This window comes from Streptomyces sp. NPDC014733 (assembly GCF_043083385.1).
Lineage (GTDB): Bacteria > Actinomycetota > Actinomycetes > Streptomycetales > Streptomycetaceae > Streptomyces.
In genome coordinates this window covers 322,206-343,764 of the sequence record NZ_JBIBYO010000005.1, presented here as the reverse complement: position 1 = coordinate 343,764, position 21,559 = coordinate 322,206, and the positions used below count along the sequence as shown (strand labels likewise).

Here is a 21,559-nt window from a genome sequence, read left to right as displayed (position 1 = left end):
ATCGGGGGACGGCCGGGCGGCAGCCGCGGTCAGCGGGGCTGCGGCTCCCGGCCTTCGGGCGTCGGCGGGCACACACGAAGCGGCCCGGTTACACCTTCGGCCACCCGGCCGCCGATTTTCCTCGCTCCCAGGTCGGTTTCCGCAGGCGGGGCGTACCGCGATCGGAGTACGCCCGCCGCGCGCTCACTGCACCCGTGGGCGTACGAGCCCGGTCTCGTACGCGGTGACCACCAGCTGGGCCCGGTCGCGGGCGCCGAGCTTGGCCATCGCGCGGTTCACGTGCGTCTTCACCGTCAACGGGCTGACCTGCAGCCGGGCGCCGATCTCGTCGTTGGACAGGCCCCCGGCGACATGCACCAGGACCTCCCGCTCGCGGCCGGTGAGGGTGGCCAGCCGCCGGGCGTCGTCGGAGTGGTCGCCGGGGGCGGGGGTGTCCTCCCCCTGGGCGAGGAACTTCGCGATCAGGCCCTTGGTGGCAGCCGGGGAGAGCAGCGCCTCACCGGCGGCGGCGATGCGGATCGCGGCGATCAGCTCGTCCGGCTCGGCGCCCTTGCCGAGGAAGCCGCCGGCCCCCGCGCGCAGCGCCCGGACCACGTAGTCGTCGACCTCGAAGGTCGTCAGGATCACCACGCGGACGCCGGACAGCTGCGGGTCCTCGCTGATCAGCCGGGTCGCGGCGAGGCCGTCGGTACCGGGCATCCGGATGTCCATCAGGACCACGTCCGGCACGGTGGCGCGGGCCAGCTCGTACGCCTGGGCGCCGTCGGACGCCTCGCCGACGACCTCCATGTCCGCTTCCGAGTCGACCAGCACCCGGAACGCGCTGCGCAGCAGCGCCTGGTCGTCGGCGAGCAACACCTTGATCGTCACAGCGGGGTCCCTTCCGTACCGGCGGGGTGCAGAGGAAGGGTGGCACGCACCTGGAAACCGCCGGTCGGCCGGGTCCCGGTGACGACGGTGCCGCCCAGCGCCTGGACCCGCTCGCGCATCCCGATCAGACCGTGGCCACCGCCGGGCATCCCGCCGTCGGTACCGGTCCGGCCGCGCGGCACCGGGGGCCCTCCGGCGCCGTCGTCCAGCACCGTGACGGTCAACGCGGCCTCGGTCCGGACGATGCGGACCGTCGCCCGGGCGCCGTCACCCGCGTGCTTGCGGACGTTGGTCAGCGCCTCCTGGACGACGCGGTAGACGGTGAGGTCGACGGAGGCGGGCAGCCCCTGGGCGGACGCCGGGGCCTGGAGGTCGACGGGGAGCCCGGCGCGGACGAAGCCGTCGATGAGCTGGTCGAGGACGCCGAGGCCGGGCGCGGGCTCGGTGGGCGCGCTCGGGTCGTCGGACTGACGCAGCAGCCCGACGGTGGCCCGCAGCTCCCCGAGCGCCGAGCGGGACGCCTCCCGGACGTGTGCCAGGGCCTGTTTCGCCTGGTCGGGCCGGGTGTCCATGACGTGTGAGGCGACGCCTGCCTGGACGTTGACGAGCGCGATGTGGTGGGCGACGACGTCGTGCAGCTCCCGGGCGATGCGCATCCGCTCCTCGGCGACGCGGCGGCCGGCCTCCTCCTCGCGGGTGCGTTCGGCGCGTTCGGCGCGTTCGTGGATGGCGTCGATGTAGGCGCGGCGGCTGCGGACCGCGTCGCCGGTCGCGGCGGCGAGCCCCGTCCAGGCGGTGATCGCGAGATTCTCCTGGGCGTACCAGGGGCCGGTCCCGAAGAGCATCGCGGCGCCGGTCAGCACGACGACGGTCAGCGCGCCGACCCGCCAGGTGGTGGAGCGGTCGGTGCGGGCGGCGAGGGTGAAGAGCGCGACGAAGGCGGCCGCGGCGACCGGTGCACGGGACTCCCCCGTCTCGGTGACCAGCTCGACGAGGGTGAGCGCGCCGGTGACGGCGAGGACGGTGCGCGGGGCCCGGCGGCGCAGCACCAGCGCGGCGCAGGCCAGGACGGCGAGGGCGGCGACGACGGGCGACGGCGGGTGGCCGATGAGGCGCGGGCTGTGCGGGCCGTGCCGGTCGACGACCGCGCCGAACATGATCGCGGTGAGGACGCAGACCGCGACGGCGACGTCGGCCGCCAGGGGGTGCTTCCGGTGCCAGTGGAAGCGGCCGGGGCGCGGGGCTTCCCGGCCGGTGTCGGGAGGGGTCACGGGAGCACACGGTAGCGCCCCGGTCCCTGAAGGGGCCGGGGCGCTGTCCGCATGCGCTGGAGTGGGCGCCCGGGGCCGGGCGCCGACCGGTGTCAGCCGGGGATGAGCCCGTCGTCGCTGAGCATCTCGCGGACCTCGTCGAGCGTGGCGTCCTGCGCGGGCAGGATCAGCTCGGACGGTTCGAGGGAGTCGTCGGGCAGCGGGCTGCCCAGCCGGCGCACGGCGTCGAGCAGGGCGCCCAGCGTTCTGCGGAAGCCCTCCTCGTCACCGCTCTCCATCTCGTCGAGCAGTTCGTCGTCCAACGCGTTGAGCTCGGTGAAGTGGGCGTCGTCCAGCTTCACCTGGCCCTCCCCCATGATCCGTACGATCACGACGGTCTCCCTCGTGTGCGGTCCGGCGATCCCTGTGAGGCTATCCGCCGACGTGGGTCACTGCTTGTCGAAACGCGGCTGGTCCTGGGGGGCGGAGGGCTGGGCCTGACCGCCCTGGCCGCCTTCGATGGCCTGCTGTCCGGCGGAGGAACCGCCGGCCAGTTCGGCCTTCATCCGCTGCAGCTCCAGCTCGACGTCGCTGCCGCCGGAGAGGCGGTCCAGCTCGGCCGTGATGTCGTCCTTGGCCATGCCGGTCGGGTCGTCGAGGGCGCCGGAGGCGAGCAGCTCGTCGATGGCACCGGCGCGCGCCTGCATCTGCGCGGTCTTGTCCTCGGCACGCTCGATGGCGAGACCGACGTCGCCCATCTCCTCGGAGATGCCGGAGAACGCCTCCCCGATCTGGGTCTGCGCCTGGGCGGCGGTGTACGTCGCCTTGATCGTCTCCTTCTTGGTGCGGAAGGCGTCGACCTTGGCCTGCAGCCGCTGGGCGGCGAGGGTCAGCTTCTCCTCCTCGCCCTGGAGGTTCTGGTGCTGCGCCTGCAGGTCGGTGACCTGCTGCTGCAGCGCGCTGCGGCGCGAGAGCGCCTCACGGGCCAGATCCTCACGGCCGAGCGCGAGCGCCTTGCGGCCCTGGTCCTCCAGCTTGGAGGACTGGCCCTGGAGCTGGTTGAGCTGCAGCTCCAGGCGCTTGCGGGAGGTCGCCACATCGGCGACGCCGCGACGCACCTTCTGGAGCAGCTCCAGCTGCTTCTGGTACGAGTAGTCGAGAGTCTCGCGCGGGTCCTCGGCCCGGTCCAGGGCCTTGTTGGCCTTCGCGCGGAAGATCATCCCCATCCGCTTCATGACACCGCTCATGGGCCTCGCGCGCCCCCTTCTGACCGAGTTACCTCGGGCTTGGACTCCAGCACACCTACAGACCCCACAGTACGGGCCCTGGTTCCATTACCGCACTGTTCGGGGCCGGATGTGCTCCTCCTCCAGGACGAGGATTTCTCCGGCGCAGGGTGGAGGCGGCGTCACGGGGCGTCGTCACCGCGTCCGGTTGGTCCCGTTACAGCGGGTGTGGCCGGTCCGTACCGTTGCCGGATCGTGCCCCCTCGGACCGCCGCTCCCCTCCGCCGACCCCGTACCCTTGGGTGTTGTGTTCCGAAGCCGTTCGAAGGATGAGCAGGCCGCGACCGCCAAGGTGACCGCGGACCAGCCCCAGCAGCCCCGCGACCCGCAGGCCCCCAAGGGCCGCCCGACGCCGAAGCGCAGCGATGCGCAGGCCAACCGCCGCACCCGTGCGCACACGCCGGCCAACCGCAAGGATGCGGCGAAGGCGCAGCGTGAGGCGCGCCGCGCCGACATGGCCAAGCAGCGCGAGGCCATGGCCAACGGCGATGAGCGCTATCTGCCCGTGCGTGACAAGGGTCCGGTGCGCCGTTTCGCCCGTGACTACGTCGACTCGCGCTGGTGTGTCGCCGAATTCTTCCTGCCGATGGCCGTGATCATCCTGGTGCTCACCATGATCCGGGTGCCGCAGATCCAGAACGTCGCGCTGCTGCTCTGGCTCGTGATCATCGTGCTGATCGTGCTGGACTCCGTCGGCATCTGGCTCCGTATGGGCAAGCAGCTCAAGGAGCGCTTCCCGAACGAGAGCCACCGGGGCGTCAAGGCGTACGCGGTGATGCGCACGCTCCAGATGCGCCGGCTGCGGCTGCCGAAGCCGCAGGTCAAGCGCGGAGAGCGGCCCTGACCGCGACCGACGCCGCCGCGGTACCCGCTCCGGAGGCGGCTGCCGTGGCGTCCGCCCCCGAGACGCCCGCCGTGACCGTGCCCGTCCAGTCGGCCGGTCCCGCGGGGCCCGTCACCCCGGTCCCTCCGGCCGCGACCGCCGCGCCCGTCGTGCGGCCGTCCGTGCGGCAGGAGCTGCTGGGGCGGCAGATCGAGGAGCAGATCGCCGGGCGGTTCCCCGTCGGGCAGCGGCTGCGGGTGCTCGACGCCGGGACGGGTGACGGGGTGCAGGCGCTGCGGCTGGCCCGCGCCGGACACCACGTCACCGCGCTGGAGCAGGATCCGGGCGCCCTGGAGGGTGTCCGGGCGGCGCTGGCGGCCGAGCCGGACGGTATCCGGGAGCGGGTGCGGCTGGTCGAGGGCGACGGCCGGGACACCGGTGCGCACTTCCTGCCGGGCTCGTTCGACGTGGTGCTCTGCCACGGGCTGCTGAGCGGCGCGCGGGACCCGGACGCCCATCTGGCGGGCCTCGCGCGGGTGCTGGCCCCCGGTGGCCTGCTCTCCCTCGTCGTCCGCAACACCGGCGCCGCGGCGATGCGGCCCGGGCTCGCCGGGGACTGGCACGGCGTCCTCGCCGCGTTCGAGGCGCCCGAGGGTGAGCGGGGCGCGGCGCGGTCCGGTCTGGACGCGCTGACCGCGTCGCTGGCCGGGATCGGTGCGCCGCTCCAGGAGTGGTACGGCGTCGGCGTCTTCACGGACGCCTCGGCCGATGCGGCGCCGCAGGTGCCCGCCCAGGGCGGTGCGGACGGTGCGCGGCGGCGGGAGCTGCTGCTGAGCGCCGAGGAGCGGGCCGGCCGGACCGATCCGTACCGTACGGTCGCCGGGCTGCTGCATCTGTGCGGGGTGCGGGGCGGCTGATCCCCCGGCGTCCCCGGTGTGCACGTCACGAGGCCCGCGGCCCCCGGTGCGGGGGCCGCGGGCCTCGTCGTGTCCGGGTGGTGCTCAGTCGTCGTCGGCGTGGAGGCTCATCGGGCCCGGGTAGATCTCGGTGCCGTCCTCGAAGAGACGGACCTGGTCGACGCCGCCGTCGCGCAGCGCCCGCCACTCCTCGCCGATCCAGGATTCGGCGTCGCCCTGGGTCGTGAATTCCTCCGGCTGCACCGACGGCGCCGTCTCCGTACCGTCCGCCGTCTCGAACCGCCACGTCCACGCCATGTCCGCCTCCTGGGTGCCGGGGCGCGGCGGGAGGTGCCGGGGCCCGTCCGCCGTGCCGTGATGTGCTGCTGAGCGTGTTGTCCTGCTGGTCGTACGTGGTGCCGGTCAGCAGCCTATCGGCCGTGTCGAGAGGTCCCCGGCGCGCTGCGCGGCCGGGCCCGGGGGAAAATCGCCGCGTGGAACTGACACTGCTCGGCACCGGAGCCCCCCAGGGACTGCCGCGCCCCGGCTGCCCGTGCGCGGCCTGCGCCACCGCCGTCGGCGACGAGGCGCGGGCGGCGACCTCGCTGCTGATCGACGGCGCGCTGCTCATCGATCTCACCCCCGGCCCGGCGTTCGCCGCCGCCCGCGCGGGGCAGTCGCTGGCGGGTGTGCGGCAGGTGCTGCTGTCGCATCCGCACGACGGTCCGGCGCTGGAGGTCCCGGCGGGGCTGCCGCAGCCGGGGCGGGTCGCGGACGGGCGGGAGCTGGCGCTGCTGGACGGGCACCGGGTGCGGGCCATCGCGGTGGACATCCCCGGTACCGGCTACGAGATCGGCGGCGGGGGCGGTGAGCGGCTGCTGTACCTGCCGCCGGGCGCCGCGCCGGCGGGGCCGGTCAACGGTGTGGCGGCGGGCGGTGGTTACGAGGCGATGGGCGGCACCGGCCCGTACGACCTGGTGTTGCTGGACGTCATCGGGCGGCCGGACGCGCTGGCGCGGCTGCGGGCGAGCGGGGCGGTGGACGCGGCGACCGATGTGCTCGCCGTCCATCTCGACCACGCGGTGCCGCCGGGTCCTGAGCTGCACCGCAGGCTGGCGGCGGCGGGGGCGCGGGCGGTGCCGGACGGGACGACGCTGGTGGCCGGGGAGTTCCCGGTCGGGGCGCCGCCGGAGCTGCCGCGGCGGACGCTGGTGCTGGGCGGTGCGCGCAGCGGCAAATCGGCGGAGGCGGAGCGGCGGCTGGCGGCCTTCCCGGACGTGCTGTACGTCGCGACCGGCGGCACCCGGGAGGGCGACACGGAGTGGGCGCACCGGGTGGCGCTGCACCGCGAGCGGCGGCCCCCGGGGTGGCGTACCGCCGAGACGTGCGATCTGGTGCCGCTGCTGACGGGCGAGGAGCGGGACGCGGCGGGCGGGCCGCTGCTCGGTCCGGCGCGGGAGCCGGGGGCCGGGCGGCGGGCGGGACCGGGCGGCGACGACGCGGCCGACCGGGTCTTCGACGCGTCGCCGCTGCTGATCGACTGTCTGGCGCTGTGGCTGACGCACGCCATGGACGAGGTCGGGGCGTGGGACGACGCGGCGTGGGAGGCCGGGGGGCGGCGGGCGCTGCGGGAGCGGACGGACGCGCTGGTGGCGGCCGTCCGGGCGACGCGCAGGCAGGTGGTGGCGGTGAGCAACGAGGTCGGGTCCGGGGTGGTGCCGGCGACCCCGGCCGGGCGGCGGTTCCGGGACGAACTGGGGCGGCTGAACGCGGCGTTCGGCGCCGAGTGCGAGCAGGTGCTGCTGGTCGTCGCCGGGCAGCCGCTTGCGCTGCGCGGATGACACGGGGCCGGCGGGGCACGTGTCCGCTTGCCCGGCGGCCCGGCGGCGGGTGCTCTTGAACGGTGACCGAATCCGAGCTGACGGAGCTGACCGGGCGGACGGGGCCGGGTTCCGCCGCCCCCGTCGGAGCCTGCCACCGGGGCGCGCCGCGGGCCCACGCCCGGGCCGCCGGGGCCGCGGCGCGTGCGGTGCGGCGGGCGCCCAGGGATCCCGGGGCGGTCGATCCGCCCGGGGTGCGGGCGGCGGGGCGGCGCGGCCGGTGCCTGGACGCGGCGGTGCGGACGTATGTCGCACGGCATCCGGAGGCGACGGTGGTGGCGCTCGGCGAGGGCCTGGGCACCGGCTACTGGCGGTTGGACAACGGGCGGTTGCACTGGCTGTCGGTGCTGTCGCCGGAGACCGCGGCGGTGCGCCGGATGCTGCTGCCGGACGGCGTGCGGCGCCGCACGCTGGTGCGTCAGGAGGACGGTTCCGGCTGGCTGGACGCGGTCGGTGAGCCGTCCCGCGGGGTGATCGTGACGGCGCCGGGGGTGCTGATGCGGCAGCCGCCCGGGGAGGTGCGGGCGCTGCTGGCGGCGTGCGCGGAGCGGCTGCCCGGCGGGGCGCTGGTCTTCGACGCGCTGCCGCGGCGGGCGGCGGCGGTGGCCCGCCGCTACCCGGTGCCGACCGCCGGACCGCTGCCCGGCCCGGTGCGCTGGTGCCTGGAGCGCGGTCAGCTGGCGGCGCTCGCCGCGGTGCATCCGGCCATCGCGTCGGTACGTGAACTCCCCTTGCCGGGCGGCCGGTTGGCGCTGCCGGGGGCCGCCGGCGGGTACGGGCAGCGGTTCCCGGTGCTGCGCTCGTGGGCGCCGTTGGTGTGCGAGGTGCGGTTCGCGCGGTAGGGCGTGCGGGCGGGCGGCGGGCGCCTCCCGGGACGCGCCGGGCGCGGGCGGGGCCGTCCGGCCGGTGGCGGCGCGGGCCCGGGGCGCGGTGCGTACCTGCCGTACGCGGGCGGGCCGCGCGGCGTGGCGCCGCTCCGGCCCGCGGTCGTACGGGGTGCGCTCCGGGCGCGTCGGCGGGGTGCGGTTGCCGGTAATCTGCGCCCAATGAGCGCCCTGAATCTCGATGACTTCGCCCACCTGATCGAGCGCCCCGACGGCGGCGCGCGCCGTGACGCCGAGGAGCGGCGGGCGCGGCTGGCCCTGCCGCCCGGGGCGCTGGGCCGCCTGGACGAGTTGGGCGAGTGGCTGGCCGCCACCCAGCGGCAGGTGCCGGTGCGGCCGCTGGAGCGCGCCCGGGTGCTGCTGTTCGCCGGTGACCACGGGGTGGCCGAGCTGGGCGTCTCCGGGCGCCCGGTGGGGGGCACCAAGGACCTCGTACGGGCCGCACTGGACGGCAGCAGCCCGGCGGCGGTGCTGGCCCGCGGTGCCGGGGCCGGGCTGCGGGTGATCGACATGGCGGTCGACTGCGCCGCCGAGGAGCTGCCCGCCGACGTCACCCGGCACCGGGTGCGGCGCGGTTCGGGGCGGATCGACATCGAGGACGCGCTGAGCGCGGAGGAGGCCGAGGCGGCGTTCCGGGCCGGGATGGCGGTCGCCGACGAGGAGGCCGACGCCGGGACGGATCTGGTGGTGCTGGGCGATCTGAGCGTCGGCGGCACGACCGCGGCGTCGACGCTGATCGCCGCGCTCTGCGGGACCGACGCGTCGGTGGTGACCGGCCGCGGGGGCGCCGGGATCGACGATCTGGCGTGGATGCGCAAGTGCGCGGCGATCCGCGACGCGCTGCGCCGGGCCCGGCCGGTCCTCGGCGACCAGCTGGCGCTGCTGGCCACGGCCGGGGGCGCCGATCTGGCGGCGATCACCGGGTTCCTGCTGCAGAGCGCGGTGCGCCGGACGCCGGTGATCCTCGACGGTGTGGTGTCGGCGGCGTGCGCGCTGGTGGCGCAGCGGGTGGCGTTCCGCGCCCCCGACTGGTGGCTGGCCGGTCAGCTCAGCGGCGAACCGGCGCAGGCCAAGGCGCTGGACCGGATCGCGCTCAACCCGCTGCTCGACCACGGCGTCACAGCCGGCGAGGGAACGGGCGCCCTGCTGGCGTTGCCGCTGGTCCGGGCGGCCGCCGACCTGGCGGCGCAGCTGCCGGTCCGCGACTGACCGCAGCCGCCCCGGCCCCTCTCGCGAGGACCGCCGCCGCGCCGATTCGCCCGTCCGCGCCCCGGTGAAATGCCGGAGGTCGCCGGCCGGGCGGGCCATGCTCGGGTCGGTGCGGCCGCGCGGCCGCCTCCGGACGGGAGGGGCGGTACGGGCGCGCCGCGCCGTGAGCAGCAGGGGAGCAACCGATGAGCGAGCCGGTCCGGGCCGGTGTGGTGCGCCGTGCCGTGGTGGCCGAGTGGGGTCCGCTGTGGCGGGCCGTGCGGGGGCCGTTGGCGGCGCGCGGGCCGCGGGCGATCCCGCTGACGCTGGTGTCGGTGACGCTGACGCTGGTGCTCCAGATCGTGCAGAACCAGCCGTGGGGGCAGGGACCGGTGCAGGCGGCCGGGGCGCCGACCGCCGGGGCGCCGCTCTGGCTCGCCCTGCTGCGCACCCCGCTGTCGCTCTTCGTCCCGGCGCTCGATCTGCCGGTGTGGGGCGCGTTGGCGCAGGTCCTGGTGGTATTCGGGATCGCGGAGGTGACGCTGGGCCGGTGGCGGACGCTGGCGATGGCGTACACCGCGACGCTCGCCGGGACGCTCTACGCACGGCTGGGCATCCGGCTCGGGCCGGGCACGCCGATCGGGCTGCCGCCCGGGGACGCCTGGGTGGTGGACACCGGGCCGTCGGCCGCGGTGGTGGGCCTGGCGGTGTTCGTGTGCTGGCGGCTGCGGGCGCGGGTGACGTGTGCGCTGGTGGTGGCGGCGATGGTCGGTGAGGTGGTGTTCGTCAAGAACAACCTCGCGGGCAAGGAACACATCGCGGCCGTCGCGGCGACGCTGCTGGTCTGTCTGGGCTGGGAGCTGGCGGCGCGGCGCCGCCGGACGGCCGGGGCGGTCTGCGCCGGCGCGGCGGAGCGGTCGCGGTGAGGGCGGCGGGGCAGCCGCCCTGGCCGCCGGGTTAGCCTGCCGCGATGACCGATGCGCCCGAATCCGCCGCCCCTGCGTCCGCCGCCGCACCGCCGCCGCCCGGCGGCCGGGCCGGCGCCGGGGACGCGCTGCGGTTCGCCTTCGGGACGCTGACCGTGCTGCCGGTGCGGGTGCGCCGCTGGGACCGGGCGGCGGCGCGCGGCGGGATGCTCTGCGCGCCGCTGGCCGGGCTGGTCGTCGGGGTGGGGGCGGCGGCGGTCGGTACGGCGCTGCTCGCGCTGGGCGGCTCCCCGTTGCTCGCCGCGACCGGCTCCGCCGCGGTGCCCGCCGCGCTCACCCGTGGCCTCCATCTGGACGGTCTCGCGGACACCGCCGACGGGTTGGGCAGCGCCAGGCCGCCCGAGGACGCGCTGCGCATCATGAAGCAGTCCGACATCGGCCCGTTCGGTGTGATCACCCTGCTGTTCGCGCTGGTGGCGCAGGTGGCGGCGGTGTCCGGGCTGTACGCCGGCGGCTGGGCACGCGGGGCGGTGGCCGTCGTCGTCTCGGCGACCGTGGCGCGCTGTGCGCTGACCCTCGCCTGCCGCCGGGGGGTGCCCGCCGCGCGGCCGGAGGGGCTGGGCGCCGCGGTCGCCGGGGCGGTGCCGCGCGGTGCGGCGGCCGGGTGCGCGGCGCTGGTCTGTGCGGCGGCGGCCGCGCTCGGCGCCACCGGCGGGCCGTCCGGTGCGGTGCACACCGCGGTGGCGGTGGTGGTGGCGGTGGCCGTCGCGGAGGGGCTGCTGCGGCACTGCCGGCGGCGGTTCGGCGGGGTGACGGGCGATGTGTTCGGGGCGCTCGCGGAGACGGCGGCGCTCACCGCGCTGGTGGTCCTGGCGCTGGGCTGAGCCGCCGTCGGCGTGCCGTTCAGGGGCCGTTGGCGCCGCCGTGCCGTGCGGTGTCACTGTGGCGCCGCTCTCATTCCGCGTGCGGAACAAGCCGTTCGCCCCCTTTGCCCCGGCGTCCCGTACCGGCCGGAAAACCCCCAACTTCCCTGCCGTAACAGGGGTGTTGGGTCGTACGGGTACCGTCCGCGCGGGCGGCGGGGATCGGACCTCCGCCGCCGCTCCCCGTTCCGTACGGGCGCCCCGAGCGTAGGCTCGGCCGCACGCCGCTCCCTGAGCGCGAACGGATCCCCGGACGGAACAGGACTTTCATCACCGTGACTGCACTGACCCTCAGTACTTCCTCCGCCGCAACGGCGCGCGCGGATGCCGTCGTCGTGGGCGTGGCCAAGGGCGCCAAGGGCCCCGTGCCCGCCGCCGGCGCCGAAGCCGTGGACGAGGCGTTCGGCGGCAAGCTCGCCGCCGTCCTGGAGACTCTCGGCGCGACGGGTGCCGAGGGCGAGGTGACCAAGCTGCCCGCCGCCGACGGCCTCAAGGCGCCGGTCGTGCTGGCGGTCGGCCTCGGCGCCGCACCGGCCAAGGGCGAGACGTACGACAACGAGACGCTGCGCCGCGCCGCGGGCAGCGCCGCCCGTGCGCTGAACGGCACGAAGAAGGCGGCCTTCGCGCTGCCGCTGGAGGACGCCGAGGCGGCGGCCGCGGTCTCCGAGGGCGCGCTCTTCGGCGCGTACGCCTTCACCGCGTTCCGCAGCGACGCCGCCCCCGCCAAGGGCAAGAAGGGCGCGAAGGCCGGCAACGGCTCCTCGGCCCCGCTCGCTGAGGTCACCCTGGTCGGCGGCAAGCCGCGGGACAAGGAGTTCAAGGCGGCGACGGAGCGCGCCCAGGTGCTGGCGGCGGAGATCCACCGCGCCCGCGACCTGGTCAACACCCCGTCCAACGCCCTGAACCCGAAGACCTTCGCCGCCGAGGCGCAGGCCGCGGCCAAGGAGTTCGGCCTCAAGGTCGAGGTGCTGGACGAGAAGGCGCTGAAGAAGGGCGGCTTCGGTGGTCTGCTCGGCGTCGGCCAGGGTTCGGACGCCCCGCCGCGCCTGGTGCGCATCGCGCACACCCACGCCAAGGCGACGAAGACGCTCGCGCTGGTCGGCAAGGGCATCACGTACGACTCGGGCGGCATCTCGCTGAAGCCGGCCGGGCACAACGAGACGATGAAGTGCGACATGGCCGGCGCCGCCGCGGTGTTCGCCACCGTCGTCGCCGCGGCGCGCCTGGGCCTGGAGGTGAACGTCACCGGCTGGCTGGCGCTCGCCGAGAACATGCCGTCGGGCAACGCCACCCGCCCCGGTGACGTGCTGACGATGTACAGCGGCAAGACGGTGGAGGTGCTCAACACCGACGCCGAGGGCCGCCTGGTGCTCGCCGACGCGCTGACCCGCGCGTCGGAGGAGGAGCCGGACGCCATCGTCGACATCGCGACGCTCACCGGCGCGATGATGCTGGCGCTGGGCAACCGCACCTTCGGGATCATGGCCAACGACGAGGCGTTCCGCACCACGGTCCACGAGATCGCGGAGGAGGTCGGCGAGCAGTCCTGGCCGATGCCGATGCCCGCCGAGCTGCGCAAGGGCATGGACTCCCCGGTGGCGGACATCGCCAACATGGGCGAGCGGATGGGCGGCGGCCTGGTCGCCGGTCTGTTCCTGAAGGAGTTCGTCGGCGAGGGCATCACCTGGGCCCACCTCGACATCGCGGGCCCGGCGTTCCACGAGAGCGCGCCGTACGGCTACACGCACAAGGGCGGCACCGGCTCCTCGGTCCGCACCCTGCTGCGGCTGGCCGAGCGCACCGCCTCGGGCGACCTGGGCTGAACCCCGCTCCCCCGCGCGTCCGACGGCCCCGGGCTTCACCGTCCGGGGCCGTCGGTGCGCCGCGGGTGACCGCGGTCCGGGCGCCTCCCGGGGGCAGTGTTTGCCGCGCCCTTCGGCCGCGGCGTTCGCCCTCAACGAAATCCGTAGGCCGCCCCTCCGCCCTTCCCAGGTGGTGGTTGACGCCACGGCGCCGCCGCCTACGCCCGAGTAACCCGTGTGCGGCGGCGGATGCGCCGCCGCCAGGCCCGGCCCGCCGTCCCAGCTTCACCGAACAAGTGCGAAGATGGGTTCTCGGCAGGACAGGGCCCCCCTTACCCAGGGCCGACGTGAAGAGCGGCCGAACCACAGCCGCCGACCGGTCATCGGAGACCGGTTCCGGCGTACCCATGCATGGAGGACGTGACGTGGCGAACGACGCCAGCACCGTTTTCGACCTAGTGATCCTCGGTGGCGGCAGTGGCGGTTACGCCGCGGCCCTGCGCGGGGCGCAGCTGGGCCTGGACGTCGCCCTGATCGAGAAGGGCAAGGTCGGCGGTACCTGCCTGCACAACGGCTGCATCCCCACCAAGGCGCTGCTGCACGCCGGTGAGATCGCCGACCAGGCTCGCGAGAGCGAGCAGTTCGGTGTGAAGGCCACCTTCGAGGGCATCGACATCGACGCCGTCCACAAGTACAAGGACGACGTCATCTCCGGCCTGTACAAGGGCCTGCAGGGGCTGATCGCCTCCCGCAAGGTGACCTACATCGAGGGTGAGGGCAAGCTCTCCTCCCCGACCTCCGTCGACGTGGGCGGCCAGCGCGTGACCGGCCGCCACGTCCTGCTGGCGACCGGCTCCGTGCCGAAGTCGCTGCCGGGCCTGACCATCGACGGCGACCGCATCATCTCCTCGGACCACGCGCTGAAGCTGAACCGCGTGCCGAAGTCCGCGATCGTCCTGGGCGGCGGCGTCATCGGCGTCGAGTTCGCCTCGGCGTGGAAGTCCTTCGGCACCGACGTCACCATCGTCGAGGGCCTCAAGCACCTCGTCCCGGTCGAGGACGAGAACAGCTCCAAGCTGCTGGAGCGCGCCTTCCGCAAGCGCGGCATCAAGTTCAACCTCGGCACCTTCTTCGACAAGGCCGAGTACACCGCCGACGGCGTCAAGGTGACGCTGGCCGACGGCAAGAGCTTCGAGGCCGAGGTCCTCCTGGTCGCGATCGGCCGCGGGCCGGTCTCGGCGGGCCTGGGCTACGAGGAGCAGGGCGTCGCCATGGACCGCGGCTACGTCCTGGTCGACGAGTACATGCAGACCAACGTTCCGACGATCTCGGCCGTCGGCGACCTCGTCCCCACCCTCCAGCTCGCGCACGTCGGCTTCGCCGAGGGCATGCTGGTGGCGGAGCGGCTGGCGGGTCTGAAGACCGTGCCGATCGACTACGACGGCGTGCCGCGCGTGACGTACTGCCACCCCGAGGTCGCCTCGGTGGGCATCTCCGAGGCGAAGGCCAAGGAGCTGTACGGCGCCGACAAGGTCGTCACGCTGAAGTACAACCTCGCGGGCAACGGCAAGAGCAAGATCCTGAAGACCACGGGCGAGATCAAGCTCGTCCAGGTCAAGGACGGTGCCGTGGTCGGCGTCCACATGGTCGGTGACCGTATGGGCGAGCAGGTCGGTGAGGCCCAGCTGGTCTACAACTGGGAAGCCCTGCCGGCCGAGGTTGCGCAGCTCGTTCACGCGCACCCCACGCAGAACGAGGCTCTCGGGGAGGCCCACCTGGCGCTGGCCGGCAAGCCCCTCCACTCCCACGACTGACCCTCAGTCCCGGGCGCGACCACATCCGCACCTCCCCGCGGGCCGACACCGGCCCGCGCGGGAAACCATCCGTTAGGAGCAACAGAAACCATGGCGGTTTCCGTATCCCTTCCGGCGCTCGGCGAGAGCGTCACCGAGGGCACCGTCACCCGCTGGCTCAAGGCCGAGGGTGAGCGCGTCGAGGCCGACGAGCCCCTGCTGGAGGTGTCGACCGACAAGGTCGACACCGAGATCCCCGCCCCCGCCTCCGGCATCCTGTCGTCCATCAAGGTCGCCGAGGACGAGACCGTCGAGGTCGGCGCCGAGCTGGCCGTCATCGACGACGGCTCCGGCGCCCCCGCCGCGGCTCCGGCCCCGGCCGCCGCCGAGGCCCCCGCCGCGCAGCCCGAGCCCGAGGCCGCCCCCGCGGCCGAGGCCCCGGCGCCCGCCGCCGCCCCGGCGGGTGGCGCCTCCGGCACCGACGTCACGCTGCCCGCGCTGGGCGAGTCGGTCACCGAGGGCACCGTCACCCGTTGGCTGAAGGAGGTCGGCGAGGAGGTCTCGGAGGACGAGCCCCTGCTGGAGGTCTCCACCGACAAGGTCGACACCGAGATCCCGGCGCCGGTCTCCGGCACCCTGCTGGAGATCCTGGTGGCCGAGGACGAGACCGCCGAGGTCGGCGCCAAGCTCGCCGTCATCGGTTCGGCCGCCGCGGCGCCCGCCGCCCCGGCCGCTCCTGCCGCCCCGGCTCCGGCTCCGGCCGCTCCGGCCCCGGCCGCCCCCGCGGCTCCGGCGCCCGCGCCCGCCGCCCCGGCCCCGGCCGCTCCGGCTCCGGCCGCGCCCGCCGCGCCGGCTCCGGCCCCCGCGGCCCCGGCCGCCCCGGCGCCGGTCACCCCGGCTCCGGCCGCCGGTGAGGGCGACGGCGCGTACGTCACCCCGCTGGTGCGCAAGCTCGCCGCGGAGAACGGCGTCAACCTCGCCACGGTCAAGGGCACCGGCGTCGGTGGCCGCGTCCGCAAGCAGGACGTCATCGCCGCCGCGGAGGCCGCCAAGGCCGCCGCTCCGGCTCCGGCCGCCCCGGCCGCGGCCGCGGCGTCGAAGCCCGCCGCCCCCGTCATCGAGGCGTCGCCGCTGCGCGGTCAGACGATCAAGATGCCGCGGATGCGCAAGGTCATCGGCGACAACATGATGAAGGCCCTGCACAGCCAGGCGCAGCTCACCAGCGTGGTCGAGGTGGACGTCACCAAGATCATGCGGATGCGCAACAAGGCCAAGGACGCGTTCGCGCAGCGTGAGGGCGTCAAGCTCTCCCCGATGCCGTTCTTCGTCAAGGCCGCCGTCCAGGCGCTGAAGGCCCACCCGGTCGTCAACGCCCGGATCAACGAGGACGAGGGCACGATCACCTACTTCGACACCGAGAACATCGGTATCGCGGTGGACGCGGAGAAGGGCCTGATGACCCCGGTCATCAAGGACGCCGGCGACCTCAACATCACCGGTATCGCCAAGAAGACCGCCGACCTCGCCGGCAAGGTCCGCTCCAACAAGATCACCCCGGACGACCTCGCCGGAGCCACGTTCACCATCTCGAACACCGGCTCCCGTGGCGCGCTCTTCGACACCGTGATCGTGCCGCCGAACCAGGTCGGCATCCTCGGTATCGGCGCCACCGTCAAGCGCCCCGTGGTCATCAACCACCCCGACCTCGGCGAGACCATCGCCGTCCGGGACATGACCTACCTGGCGCTCTCCTACGACCACCGTCTGGTGGACGGCGCGGATGCCGCCCGTTACCTGACCACGGTCAAGCAGATCCTGGAGGCCGCCGAGTTCGAGACCGAGATCGGTCTCTGAGCGAGGCGCCGACCAGCGCGTGCAACGGCCCCGTCCGGGTTCTCCCGGGCGGGGCCGCTCGCGTTCCCGGCCGCGTTCTCCCTGGTGGCACCGCGTCGGAACCGGACGGCCGTGAGCAGCACCACGTGTGATCCAGCTCCCGCGGCCCCGCCCGGCGGCGACCACGCCCCGTATCGTCTCCGTCACCACCCCACCCGCGAGGAGCACCGTCATGACCCCGCCCGTCGTCCATTCGCTGCGCGAGCAGATCCGCGAGCACATCCTTGAGGGGATCGTCCGCGGCAGGTGGCAGCCCGGCGAACGGATCGTGGAGCGGCGGATCGCGGCCGAGCTGGAGGTCAGCCAGACGCCGGTGCGGGAGGCGCTGCGGGAGCTGGAGTCGCTGCGGCTGATCGAATCGGCGCCCAACAAGGGCGTCCGGGTGCGGGACCTGTCCCCCGCCGACCTCAAGGAGAGCTACCCCGTACGGGCCGGTCTGGAGCAGGTCGCGGCGGAGCTGGCGGCCGGTCAACTGGCCGAGGACACCGAGGCGCTGGAGCGCGAGGTGGAGCGGCTGCGGGAGGCGGACCGGACGGGCGACGGCGAGGCGCAGGTGCGGCACACCGTGGCGTTCCACCGGGAGATCGTGCGGGCGGCCGGGAACGGCGTGCTGCTGCACACCTGGGAGTCGCTGGGGGTGGAGGTGTGGACGACGCTGTCGATCCGCTGGTTCAGCCCCGAGCCGCGCTCGCACGCCCAGGACCACCAGGAGATCGTGGACGCGTTCCGGCGCCGCGATCCGCGGATCGGCGCGCTGCTGCGGACCCACGTACTGAGCTGCGCGCCGCGGGTCTGACCGGCGGGACCGGGCGGGGCGGGGGCGGCCGTACGGCGGCGATTCCGCCCCGTTTGCGTCTGGCACGCGGTGCCCGGGTATGCGGCACCCCGTGCCGACCTGCGACGATTCTCCCGGGCAGCGTTGATCGATCATCGATCAGGGGCGTATGGTCGCCCGCGGGGCGCGACACCCCTGCCTGCCGAATGCCTGCCGAAGCATTCCCCTCTGTTCCCCCTCTGTCCGGAAAGGGGCCACCCATGCCCGATCCCGTGCGCCTGCCGTACAGCCAGCTCGACCAGCTCCCGGACCGGGATCCGGAGGAGACGGCCGAGTGGCGCGAGTCGCTCGACGCCGTCACCGCGGCGGCGGGCCCCCACCGCGCGGCGTACCTGATGCGCCGCGCGGTGGAACACACCGCCGACCCGGCGCTCGCGCCCCTGGAGACGGACTACGTCAACACCATCCCGACCTCCGCCGAGCCGGAATTCCCCGGCGACGAGGCGATGGAGGCCCGGATCACGGCGTGGAACCGCTGGAACGCGGCCGCCATGGTCACGCGCGGTTCCAAGCTCGGCCTCGGCGGCCACATCGCCACCTTCGCGTCGGCGGCGTGGCTCTACGAGACCGGCTTCCAGCACTTCTTCCGCGGCAAGGAGGGCTCGGGCAGCGGCGACCAGCTCTACATCCAGGGCCACGCCTCCCCCGGCATCTACGCCCGCGCCTTCCTCGACGGCCGGCTGAGCGAGGAGCAGCTCGACCGCTTCCGCCAGGAGGCCGGCGGCGACGGCCTGCCGTCCTACCCGCACCCGCGGCGCCTGCCCTGGCTGTGGGAGTTCCCCACCGTCTCGATGGGCCTGGGCCCGCTCTCCGCCATCTACCAGGCGCGCTTCAACCGCTACCTGGAGCACCGCGGCATCAAGGACACCGCGGACAGCCACGTCTGGGCGTTCCTCGGCGACGGCGAGATGGACGAGCCCGAGTCGACCGCCGCCCTGGCGCTGGCCGGCCGTGAGGGCCTGGACAACCTCACCTTCGTCATCAACTGCAACCTGCAGCGCCTGGACGGCCCGGTCCGCCCGAACTTCAAGATCGTGCAGGAGCTGGAGGCGCAGTTCCGCGCCGCCGGCTGGAACGTCATCAAGTCGCTGTGGGGCCGCGCGTGGGACGAGGTCTTCGCGCTCGACACCGACGGCGCGCTGGTGCGCCGCCTGCGCGAGACCCCGGACGCGCAGTTCCAGACGTACGCCACGCGGGACGCCGGCTACATCCGTGAGCACTTCTTCGGCGCCACGCCGGGGCTGCGCGCGCTGGGCGACTCGCTCGACGACGCCAAGCTGCTGGAGCTGTTCCAGACCTCCCGCGCGGGCCACGAGCCGCGCAAGGTGTACGCCGCGTACCAGGCGGCCGTCGCGCACAAGGGCGCGCCGACCGTCATCCTGGCGCAGACCGTCAAGGGCTACACGCTCGGCGCCGGTTTCGAGTCGCGGAACGCCAACCACCAGATGAAGAAGCTCACCGGGCAGGAGTTCCGCGCCATGCGCGACCTGCTGGAGCTGCCGATCCCGGACAGCGCCCTGGAGGGCGACACCGTTCCGTACTGGCGGCCCGCCGAGGACTCCCCGGAGATGGTCTACCTCCGCGAGCGCCGGGCGGCCCTGGGCGGCCCCGCGCCCGCCCGCAAGGTGACGCCGAAGCCGCTGCCGATGCCGTCGGAGAAGGCGTTCGACGCGCTGAAGAAGGGCTCGGGCAGCCAGGAGATCGCCACCACCATGGCGTTCGTCCGGCTGGTCAAGGACCTGATGCGGGACAAGGAGACCGGCAGGCGCTGGGTTCCGGTCGTGCCCGACGAGGCCCGCACCTTCGGCATGGAGTCGCTGTTCCCGTCGGCCGGTCTGTACTCGCCGGTGGGCCAGACCTACGACCCGGTCGACCGCGACCAGCTCCTGTACTACAAGGAGGCGAAGAACGGCCAGATCCTCAACGAGGGCATCACCGAGGCCGGTTCGCTCGCGGACTTCACCGCCGCCGCCACGTCGTACGCGACGCACGGCGAGCCGATGATCCCGTTCTACATCTTCTACTCGATGTTCGGCTGGCAGCGCACGGCCGACCAGTTCTGGGCGCTCGCCGACCAGCTGGGCCGCGGCTTCGTCATCGGGGCGACCGCGGGCCGCACCACCATGACCGGTGAGGGCCTCCAGCACGCCGACGGCCACTCGCACCTGATCGCCTCCACCAACCCGGCGGCGCTCTCGTACGACCCGGCATTCGCGTACGAGGTCGCGGTGATCGTCAAGGAGGGGCTGCGCCGGATGTACGGCCCCGACGCCGAGGACGTCTTCTACTACCTGACGGTCTACAACGAGACCAAGGTGCAGCCGGCCATGCCCGCGGGGCTGGACGAGGAGGCGATCCTGCGGGGCCTGTACCGCTTCCAGGAGGCCGCGGCCCCGGCCGCCGACGCACCGCGGCTCCAGCTGCTGGCGTCCGGTACGGCCATCCACTGGGCGCTGGACGCGCAGCGGCTGCTCGCCGAGGACTGGGGTGTGGCCGCGGACGTGTGGTCGGCGCCGTCCTGGACCGAGCTCCGCCGTGAGGCGCTGGCCTGCGACGCCGCCCGGCTCGACGGCGAGGACCGCGTCCCGTACGTGACCCGTGCGCTGGAGGGCGCGCCCGGTCCCGTGGTGGCGGTCAGCGACTGGATGCGGGCGGTGCCCGACCAGATCGCCCCCTGGGTCGAGCAGGACTGGACCTCCATCGGCACCGACGGGTTCGGCCTCTCCGACACCCGTGACGCGGCCCGCCGCCACTTCGGTGTGGACCCGCAGTCGGTGACCGTCCAGGCGCTGGCCGCGCTGGCCCGCCGGGGCGACGTCAAGCCGGAGACGGTCAAGGAGGCCAAGGCGCGCTACGGCCTGTGATCAGGGGCCGTCCGGGCCTGTGATCACCGAGCGGGGCGTCCGGCCCCGCTGCCGGGCGGCCCGGCTCGTGCCGGGTACCGCCCCTCGGACCGGGTGGTCCGTGGTGCACCATCCGGCGCCGCGGGCCGCTCCACCCGCTCCCGTGCGGAGATCACCACCGCGCCCGGGGTCTTCGCACGGGAATCCCCGCCGGCCCGGCCGGCCGCGCCTTCGGGCGTGGCGGGCCGGGCCGTTCGCGGTCGGGGCGGCAACCGCCTCCGTACGGCGGGGCGTTGTCAGTGGTGCCCGGCATGATGGATCCATGCGTGCTGCCCGGCTGATCAAGATGGTGCTGCTCCTCCAGTCCCGGCCGTCGATGACCGCCGGTGAGCTGGCACGGGAGCTGGAGGTCAGCGAGCGCACGGTCGCGCGGGACGTCCTGTCGCTCTCCGAGGCGGGCGTGCCGGTCTACGCCGACCGCGGCCGGACGGGCGGCTACCGCCTCCTCGGCGGGTACCGCACCCGGCTGACGGGCCTGGGCCGCAGCGAGGCGGAGACGCTGTTCCTGTCCGGGGTGCCGTCCGCGCTGCGGGAGCTGGGCCTGGCGGACGCGGCGTCCGCGGCGCGGCTGAAGGTCTCGGCGGCGCTCCTGCCGGAGCTGCGGGAGGCCGCATCCGGCGCCGCCCAGCGCTTCCACCTGGACGCCCCGGCCTGGTACCGCAGCCCGGAGACCCCCGCCGAGCTGCCGTCCCTCGCCGAGGCGGTCTGGGACGACCGCCCGGTACGCGCCCGCTACCGCCGCAAGGACCGCGAGGTCGAGCGGGAGTTGGAGCCGTACGGGCTGATCCTGAAGGCAGGCGTCTGGTACGTGGCGGCGTGCGCCCGGCGGGCGGGGCACGGGGCGGCCGCGGCGGGGGACGCGGGTGCGACAGGGGACGCGGGCGCGGCTGGGCGGACGCCCGCGCCGCCGGGCTCCAGGGGTGCCGCCGGCCGCGCACCCGGGCCCGGGGACGCCGCCGACGTCCCGCCGGTCCCCCCGTTCCGTATCTACCGGGTCGACCGCTTCACCTCCGTGACGGTGGCGGAGGAGGGGCGCTTCGTCCGGGACCCCGGCTTCGACCTGCCCGCTTTCTGGGAGGAGCGGGCCGCGCAGTTCACCCGGTCGCTGCTGCGCGAGGAGGTGGTGCTCCGGCTCACGGAGCGCGGTATACGCCAGTTGCCGCACGTCACCGAGGTCACCGCGGCGCGCGAGGCGGTGGCGGGCGCCCGGGGGCCGGGCGCCGACGGCCGGTGGACCGTCACGCTGGCGGTGGAGAACGCCGAGGTCGCCTACGCGCAGCTGCTGGGGCTGGGACCGGAGTGCGAGGTCCTGGCGCCCGAGCCGCTGCGCGACCGCTTCGCGGCGGCGGCCCGCCGGACGGCCGGGCTGTACGGCGGGTGAGCCGCGGCCCGGCCGGGGCGGCGCCG

General features: G+C 74.8%; 18 protein-coding genes. 13 read left to right on the top strand and 5 right to left on the bottom strand.

The annotated features are described in order from the left end of the window. Window positions 1–183: 183 nt before the first annotated feature. The 4 genes from ACF1BH_RS15275 to ACF1BH_RS15260 all read right to left on the bottom strand — a co-directional run bounded on the left by ACF1BH_RS15275 (window position 184) and on the right by ACF1BH_RS15260 (window position 3,367). On the bottom strand, window positions 184–870 hold the full coding sequence (locus ACF1BH_RS15275) for a response regulator (protein ID WP_391642933.1): 687 nt from the start codon (window positions 868–870) through the stop codon (window positions 184–186). Further along, window positions 867–2,141: a sensor histidine kinase gene (locus ACF1BH_RS15270; protein WP_391642932.1), complete on the bottom strand. Its 1,275-nt coding sequence runs from the start codon at window positions 2,139–2,141 to the stop codon at window positions 867–869. The genes ACF1BH_RS15275 and ACF1BH_RS15270 overlap by 4 nt, the downstream gene beginning before the upstream one ends. Before the next feature lie 92 nt (window positions 2,142–2,233). Continuing rightward, window positions 2,234–2,512, bottom strand: a complete 279-nt coding sequence (locus tag ACF1BH_RS15265) for a hypothetical protein (RefSeq protein WP_391642931.1) — start codon at window positions 2,510–2,512, stop codon at window positions 2,234–2,236. A 57-nt stretch (window positions 2,513–2,569) separates the two neighbouring features. Next, a complete protein-coding gene (locus ACF1BH_RS15260) occupies window positions 2,570–3,367 on the bottom strand; it encodes a PspA/IM30 family protein (protein WP_391642930.1) in 798 nt (265 codons plus the stop codon). A gap of 286 nt (window positions 3,368–3,653) precedes the next feature. Here ACF1BH_RS15260 and ACF1BH_RS15255 point away from each other — a divergent pair, with 286 nt between their 5' ends. Beyond that, on the top strand, window positions 3,654–4,250 hold the full coding sequence (locus tag ACF1BH_RS15255; protein ID WP_391642929.1) for a DUF3043 domain-containing protein: 597 nt from the start codon (window positions 3,654–3,656) through the stop codon (window positions 4,248–4,250). A gap of 176 nt (window positions 4,251–4,426) precedes the next feature. Continuing rightward, window positions 4,427–5,146, top strand: coding sequence for a class I SAM-dependent methyltransferase (locus ACF1BH_RS15250; protein WP_391643077.1), 720 nt, complete (start codon window positions 4,427–4,429; stop codon window positions 5,144–5,146). An 84-nt stretch (window positions 5,147–5,230) separates the two neighbouring features. Here ACF1BH_RS15250 and ACF1BH_RS15245 read toward each other — a convergent pair whose 3' ends face one another. Then, entirely contained in the window at window positions 5,231–5,443 is a 213-nt protein-coding gene (locus tag ACF1BH_RS15245; RefSeq protein ID WP_391642928.1) for a hypothetical protein, read from the bottom strand. Between the two features lie 176 nt (window positions 5,444–5,619). On the opposite strand from ACF1BH_RS15245, the gene ACF1BH_RS15240 reads away from it, so the two are divergent. The 11 genes from ACF1BH_RS15240 to ACF1BH_RS15190 all read left to right on the top strand — a co-directional run bounded on the left by ACF1BH_RS15240 (window position 5,620) and on the right by ACF1BH_RS15190 (window position 21,533). Continuing rightward, the gene (locus tag ACF1BH_RS15240) at window positions 5,620–6,966 is read left to right on the top strand and encodes a bifunctional adenosylcobinamide kinase/adenosylcobinamide-phosphate guanylyltransferase (RefSeq protein WP_391642927.1); all 1,347 of its coding nucleotides are present in this window, start codon (window positions 5,620–5,622) and stop codon (window positions 6,964–6,966) included. 62 nt (window positions 6,967–7,028) lie between these two features. After that, entirely contained in the window at window positions 7,029–7,847 is an 819-nt protein-coding gene (locus ACF1BH_RS15235; protein ID WP_391642926.1) for a class I SAM-dependent methyltransferase, read from the top strand. A 204-nt stretch (window positions 7,848–8,051) separates the two neighbouring features. After that, on the top strand, window positions 8,052–9,098 hold the full coding sequence (cobT, locus tag ACF1BH_RS15230; protein ID WP_391642925.1) for a nicotinate-nucleotide--dimethylbenzimidazole phosphoribosyltransferase: 1,047 nt from the start codon (window positions 8,052–8,054) through the stop codon (window positions 9,096–9,098). Window positions 9,099–9,283: 185 nt separating this feature from the next. Beyond that, the gene (locus tag ACF1BH_RS15225; RefSeq protein ID WP_391642924.1) at window positions 9,284–10,003 is read left to right on the top strand and encodes a hypothetical protein; all 720 of its coding nucleotides are present in this window, start codon (window positions 9,284–9,286) and stop codon (window positions 10,001–10,003) included. Between the two features lie 44 nt (window positions 10,004–10,047). Continuing rightward, a complete protein-coding gene (locus ACF1BH_RS15220; protein WP_391642923.1) occupies window positions 10,048–10,887 on the top strand; it encodes an adenosylcobinamide-GDP ribazoletransferase in 840 nt (279 codons plus the stop codon). A gap of 314 nt (window positions 10,888–11,201) precedes the next feature. After that, window positions 11,202–12,749 (top strand): leucyl aminopeptidase, encoded by a 1,548-nt coding sequence (locus ACF1BH_RS15215; RefSeq protein WP_391642922.1) that lies wholly within the window; start codon window positions 11,202–11,204, stop codon window positions 12,747–12,749. Window positions 12,750–13,153: 404 nt separating this feature from the next. Then, a complete protein-coding gene (gene lpdA / locus ACF1BH_RS15210) occupies window positions 13,154–14,542 on the top strand; it encodes a dihydrolipoyl dehydrogenase (protein WP_030281888.1) in 1,389 nt (462 codons plus the stop codon). 90 nt (window positions 14,543–14,632) lie between these two features. Continuing rightward, window positions 14,633–16,375: a 2-oxoglutarate dehydrogenase, E2 component, dihydrolipoamide succinyltransferase gene (gene sucB, locus ACF1BH_RS15205; RefSeq protein ID WP_391642921.1), complete on the top strand. Its 1,743-nt coding sequence runs from the start codon at window positions 14,633–14,635 to the stop codon at window positions 16,373–16,375. Between the two features lie 211 nt (window positions 16,376–16,586). Continuing rightward, on the top strand, window positions 16,587–17,210 hold the full coding sequence (locus tag ACF1BH_RS15200; RefSeq protein ID WP_391642920.1) for a GntR family transcriptional regulator: 624 nt from the start codon (window positions 16,587–16,589) through the stop codon (window positions 17,208–17,210). Window positions 17,211–17,449: 239 nt separating this feature from the next. After that, window positions 17,450–20,113, top strand: coding sequence for a pyruvate dehydrogenase (acetyl-transferring), homodimeric type (gene aceE, locus ACF1BH_RS15195; RefSeq protein ID WP_391642919.1), 2,664 nt, complete (start codon window positions 17,450–17,452; stop codon window positions 20,111–20,113). Between the two features lie 301 nt (window positions 20,114–20,414). Beyond that, window positions 20,415–21,533, top strand: a complete 1,119-nt coding sequence (locus ACF1BH_RS15190) for a helix-turn-helix transcriptional regulator (RefSeq protein WP_391642918.1) — start codon at window positions 20,415–20,417, stop codon at window positions 21,531–21,533. Window positions 21,534–21,559 lie beyond the last annotated feature (26 nt).

What these genes read in the sequence shown, in the direction of transcription:
- ACF1BH_RS15190 (WP_391642918.1), top strand. Translation starts at nt 20,415, where the DNA reads ATGCGTGCTGCCCGGCTGATCAAGATGGTGCTGCTCCTCCAGTCCCGG.
- ACF1BH_RS15200 (WP_391642920.1), top strand. Translation starts at nt 16,587, where the DNA reads ATGACCCCGCCCGTCGTCCATTCGCTGCGCGAGCAGATCCGCGAGCAC.
- ACF1BH_RS15225 (WP_391642924.1), top strand. Translation starts at nt 9,284, where the DNA reads ATGAGCGAGCCGGTCCGGGCCGGTGTGGTGCGCCGTGCCGTGGTGGCC.
- aceE (WP_391642919.1), top strand. Translation starts at nt 17,450, where the DNA reads ATGCCCGATCCCGTGCGCCTGCCGTACAGCCAGCTCGACCAGCTCCCG.
- cobT (WP_391642925.1), top strand. Translation starts at nt 8,052, where the DNA reads ATGAGCGCCCTGAATCTCGATGACTTCGCCCACCTGATCGAGCGCCCC.
- ACF1BH_RS15245 (WP_391642928.1), bottom strand. Translation starts at nt 5,443, where the DNA reads ATGGCGTGGACGTGGCGGTTCGAGACGGCGGACGGTACGGAGACGGCG.
- ACF1BH_RS15260 (WP_391642930.1), bottom strand. Translation starts at nt 3,367, where the DNA reads ATGAGCGGTGTCATGAAGCGGATGGGGATGATCTTCCGCGCGAAGGCC.
- sucB (WP_391642921.1), top strand. Translation starts at nt 14,633, where the DNA reads ATGGCGGTTTCCGTATCCCTTCCGGCGCTCGGCGAGAGCGTCACCGAG.
- ACF1BH_RS15220 (WP_391642923.1), top strand. Translation starts at nt 10,048, where the DNA reads ATGACCGATGCGCCCGAATCCGCCGCCCCTGCGTCCGCCGCCGCACCG.